Below are 1,735 nucleotides of genomic sequence, written 5' to 3'. Positions count from 1 at the left end.
GGCGCGCTTCGTGTCCACCGCGGCGTGGACCATGGCCGCGTCCGCGCCGGCCTCCGCGTGGTCGGCGGTGGCGCCGCCGGCGACGGCCTCGGCCAGCGCGCGCTCCCGGAGGCCGAGGTCGAAGTAGGGGTTGAGGGTGAGCAGTCCGTCGTGGATCAGCGACTCGCGCTGCAGGCGCCGTACGCCCACGGACGCGAGCAACGGCACGCTGACCGCCGCCGGGGTCGGGGCCAGACCGCCCACCAGCTGGCACAGCGGCTCCAGCCGCCGGTAGCGGGTCCAGTCCCGCCAGCGTCCCCGGAAGCGCCGTACGACGATCGGGAGCACCATGCCGGTCGCGATGAGGGGTCCGGCCACCGAGGTGAGGGCCCGGGCCACCTCGGTGCTGAGGACGTCCCAGTCCGCACCGGACCACCGCGCGCCCAGGGCGGTGAACTTGAGCAGGCCGAAGCAGATCGCCAGGCCGTAGCCCGCCACCATGAGCGCCAGGCCCGCCCGCAGCTCCCCTCCCACGTGGCGCAGCCAGCGCCAGCACAGGGAGGCCATGACGATCGACGCCGCGGTGTGGCCGACGAGGTAGAGGACGATCATCTCGCGCATGTACGGGGTGTTGGCGTAGTAGGTGTCCAGGTCCCGCAGCCGCTCGACGGGTGCCTCCGCCAGGGCGAACAGGACCGCGATGGCGACGCACAGGGCCGCGTAGCTCGCGATGCACCAGCGGGTGCAGCGCCGGATCCGCTCGGGGGGACCGCCCCGCCAGTTGATGACCAGCACGATGCCCGACGCGGCGCAGGCCATGGCCCAGAAGTAGTCGAAGGGGGCCGCGGCGTTGGGGATGCCGGTGAGCTCGTTGACCTTCGCGACGACCGGGACGGAGGTGAAGAAGAACACGCCCACGCAGGACACGAGCATGGCCATGACCGCGCGGAGCAGGGGGTCGCGAGGGTTGCGCAGCAGGCCGGGGAGCCGGAGCAGGGCGGCGAGGCTGCCCAGCACCGTGGGGAAGAGAACGGTCGGATCGGGCACGGTCAGCCTCGGACCCCTCGGTTGCAGAGCGCGGCCTCGATCCGGCCGGAGCGGGTCTCCCGGTCGAGCTCGGGGGCCTCGGAGACGGTGAGGAGGTGCCGTACGGCGTGCGCCAGCTCCAGCCCGTAGCGCTCCGCGGCCCGCTCCTCGATCCGGTGCTTGCGGGCGGCGGTCCCGTCCTCCTTCAGCAGGACGGGGCTCTGCCGGCCGGCGACCGCCAGCGCGGACGCGACCACCTGCTGGAGGTCTGCGTCGTGGTGGAGGAGCCGGGCGGCCACGGAGCCCTCGGACACGTGCTGGTGGCAGTGCCCGAGTTCAAGGTGGCGCAGTTCGTGGCCGGTGATGACGATCTGGTGCTCGGCCACGGTGCGCTGCTCGACGATGATCAGATCCCGGTCCCCGAGGTTCAGGGCGAGGCCGCTGGCGGTGCCGGGCGGGAAGGAGGTGGCACGGAATTCGATCTTCCGCCCGCGCCGCCGACCCATGGCCTCGCAGAGCGCGCGGCAGATCACCTCGGCCGCCACCGGGGACTTCAGATGGCCGAGCCCGCCGACCATGGCGCTGACGGACTGCCGTATCTCGCGCTGCTTGAACACACCCGACTCCTCAATGCCCCTCTCCCACGGAGGGCAGGAACGCGACCCCGCGGATTCCACGCGACCGGCCCGTACCGCCCCGCACGGCGGCCGCCCGCCCGACCAGCCCCCCG

The 1,735-nt window shown here is 73.3% G+C and carries 2 protein-coding genes; both read right to left on the bottom strand.

The genetic code is table 11. The annotated features are described in order from the left end of the window. The coding region (locus AB0O29_RS35630; RefSeq protein WP_365160509.1) for an MAB_1171c family putative transporter at positions 1–1,026 on the bottom strand (1,026 nt) is incomplete at its 3' end. A 2-nt stretch (positions 1,027–1,028) separates the two neighbouring features. Next, entirely contained in the window at positions 1,029–1,622 is a 594-nt protein-coding gene (locus tag AB0O29_RS35625; protein WP_365160506.1) for a toxin-antitoxin system, toxin component, read from the bottom strand. Positions 1,623–1,735: the final 113 nt, after the last annotated feature.

Source organism: Streptomyces sp. NPDC089915 (assembly GCF_040684675.1).
In the GTDB taxonomy this organism is placed as follows: domain Bacteria; phylum Actinomycetota; class Actinomycetes; order Streptomycetales; family Streptomycetaceae; genus Streptomyces.
Note: the sequence above shows the minus strand (reverse complement) of the source record. Positions and strands in the feature narration are given on the sequence as shown.